This is a genomic window from Streptomyces sp. NPDC055078, from assembly GCF_053607985.1.
Window position 1 is genome coordinate 1 of record NZ_JBSGUP010000836.1, and the last position, 3,130, is coordinate 3,130.

The following is a 3,130-nucleotide window of genomic DNA, read 5'->3' on the forward strand; positions in this document are numbered from 1 at the left end:
GCGCTGGTCCTCGGCGAAGGCGGCGGACGACCGGTCATCGGCGACAGCGGCCGCGTACCGCGCGAAGTCCGTACCGAGCGGCGGCAGGGACGGCTCGCGCCCCTGGGACAGTGCGGTATAGATGGACCAGAGGTCCTCGGCGAGGACGTTGAGGCTGTACCCGTCGCCCGCCGCGTGGTGGAGCACCAGCACCAGATGGGCCAGGTCCGCGCTCTCCCGGGCGAGAACCGCGCGTACCGGAGGCTCGGCGGCAAGGTCGAAAGGCCGGTTGCACAGGGCGGTTTCCAGGTCGTCGACGCTGCCGGGGTGCTCGTTCACCTCGTACCAGGCGGACAGCGGCGCGGGAGGTGCGACGTACTGGCGCGGTGTGGTTCCGCCGGCCCCGCTCCCGGCGTTCTGCGTCGCGTCCGTGTTGTCGGAGTTCTCGGGGTTCTCGGGGTTCTCGAAACGGATCCGGAGCATGGTGTGCCGGTCGGCGAGCGCGGCGAGGGCCCGCCCGAGCAGGCCGGTGTCCAGGGGGCCCCGGATGGTCTGGCGTACGAAGCAGCGGGCCGGGATGTCGGGGTGGAGCCGACCGCTGGTGTGGAAGGCCAGTTGGACGGGGGTGAGGGGGAACGGCGCGTCGGTGGCGGTGTCTTCGGCCGGTGCCGGTGCCCGTGCCGGCGGGGGCGGTGTGCGGGGCGAGGTGTCGAGGTGTGCGGCCAGCTCGCGGACGGTCCGGTACTCGAAGAAGAGCGTGGCGGGCAGAGTGGTGCCAAGCGCCCGTTCGAGCTGCTTGACGAGGTCGACGGCGGCGAGCGAGTCGAGCCCCAGGGCGAGGAACGGCTCGTCGTCCGGGACGGCGGCGGGCGGCAGCCGCAGCGCCGTGGCCAGTAGCTGACGCAGCAGCACCGCCGTTTCCGTACCGGATGCCTCGCCGGATACGGCCTGGTGGCGGCCGCGCGCCGGGTCGGATCGCGTCACCGCCGCCGGTGCCGGCCGTGAACCCTGGGCAGGCACCGGCTCTGACGGGGGCGACGGGAGCGACGGGGGCCCCGGGAACGCCGGGGGCGGGGGAGCCGGTGTCAGGTCGGCGATCAGCAGTTGCGCGCTGTCGACTCCGCACGCCGTGCGCAGCGCGGCCAGCGCGGGAGCGGTGGCCATGGGCCGGCCACCGGCGGGCGACGCGCCCGTGCCCAGGGCGGCGGCGAGTCCCGTCTCGGCGAACGCCCCCAGGTTCAGGGACAGCCACGGCCTCCCCGCCCGGCGCTCCGAAGCGGCGAACGCGTCCAGGAAGGCGCTGGCGGCCGCGTAGTCGCCGAGCGCGCCCGCCAGACCCGGCAGTACGGAGGAGACCGAGGAGAACGCCACACAGACCGCCGGGTTCAGGCGATACCGGCGCAGGGCCAGGGAGAGCAGCAGGCTGCCATGTGTTTTGGCGGCCAGGACCCCGGCCATCTCATCGGTGGACTTGTTCCGCAGTGTCCCGGGCCGTACCACCCCTGCCGCGTGGAAGACGGCATCCAGCCGGGGCAGTCCGGCGACGAGGGCGTCGACGTCGCGCTCGACCGACACATCGGCCACGCGGTAGTGGACGGTGGCGCCGAGCGCGCCGAGCCGGTCGAGCAGTCCCACGGGCGGCCGGGGAGAGCGGCCCGCGAGTACGAGGGTCGGGCGGCCGAGCCCGGCGAGTACGAGGGCGAGCGCGGCACCGATCCCGCCGCCGCCTCCGGTGATGAGGAAGGTGCCGTCCGGCGGCAGCGGGGACGGCGGTACGGCACCGGTCAGCGGTGCGACGGTCCGGGTGAGTCTGCGACCCGCGCGCCAGGCGACCGCTGCGGCCGGGCCCGCCGTGCCGTCCGCCCGCAGTTCGGCGAGTACGGCCTCCAGGCGCTGTGACGGGGTGTCGAGCGAACAGAGGTCGACACAGGCCGCCGCCAGTCCCGGCGTCTCCTGCTGGAGCGCGGGTACGAGACCGGTGAGGATGGCGTGGGACGGGCGGGGATTCTCGGGCGCCGCCCCGGTGGTGTGCACGTCCTCGGTCAGCAGGAGCAGCCGTCCCGCCCGCGTCTCGTCGAGCAGCGCGAGCGCCTCGCGGAAGGCCGTCAGCCCGGCGTTCTGGGCCCGGTCGAGAGCGCGGGGAGCTGCGATGGCGGGCGCCGTCGGGTCGGGCGTGGCGAGGCCGGGCGCCGCCGAGCCGGGAGTGGCGAGGGCCGATGCCGCGAGGCCGGGCGCTGTCACGTCGGGAGTGGCGAGGTCCGGCGCCGTCAGGCCGGGCGTCGGTCCTGCGACCAGGACGACGGTGTCCGGCGGTCCGTCACCTGCCGCGTGCACGCGGACGCCCCGGGCTGTGAGCTGTTCGGTGAGCGAGCGTACCGACGCGGCGTCGGGGCCCGTCAGCAGCACCGGACCCACCAGGGCACGGCCGCGCGGCCGGGGGATGGGGGTGTCCTCCCACCCGACCCGGTGCAGCAGGCGGTTCACCGGCGGGTCCGCCCAGTGCCGCCGGCGCTGGAAGGGGTACGGCGGCAGAGGGACCCGGTGATGACCCGCGTCGAGGGCGGTACGGTCCACCGGCACCCCACGTGACCACAGCCGTCCGACGGTCTCCAGCAGGGCCCCGCGCCCCTCACGGGCAGCGGAGTCCAGTCCGGCGCGCGGGCCGCCGTCGCGATCGCCCGGAAGCGCGGGGATCGCCATCACCCGGTCGGCCGACTCCCCGGCGGGAGCGGCGGTTCCCTCGCGGGGCGCGGTCGCTGCCGCCTCACCGGGGTGACGGTCCCCGCGGTCCGTGCGGTCCGTGCGGTCCGTGCGGTCCGTTACGCGTCTGCCCGCCGCTGCCGCGAGGACCGCCCCGGACAGTGTCGCGCCGTGTCCGATCTCCACGAACGTGTCGTAACCGTCGTCGGCCAGCCGCTCCACGGCGGCGCCGAAGAGCACCGGGCGCAGGGCATGGCTCCGCAGATACTCCGGGTCGAGCACCGGCTGCCACTCGGCGGTGACCGTGCTCATCAGCGGAACGGACGGGGCGTGGAGGGTGAGCGCCCCCGCCGCCTCGGCCAGCGGGCCGGCGATCGGTCGCATGAGAGGTGAGTGGAACGCACGGGAGACCCGCAGACGGCGTACGGCGATGCCCTGCGCGGTCAGAGCG

1 protein-coding gene is annotated in these 3,130 nt (G+C 75.4%); it reads right to left on the reverse strand.

The window, feature by feature from the left end; all coding sequences use genetic code 11:
* Positions 1-3,130, reverse strand: a 3,130-nt coding sequence (locus tag ACWF94_RS37410) for an SDR family NAD(P)-dependent oxidoreductase (protein WP_453499214.1), incomplete at both ends; no start/stop codon positions are given.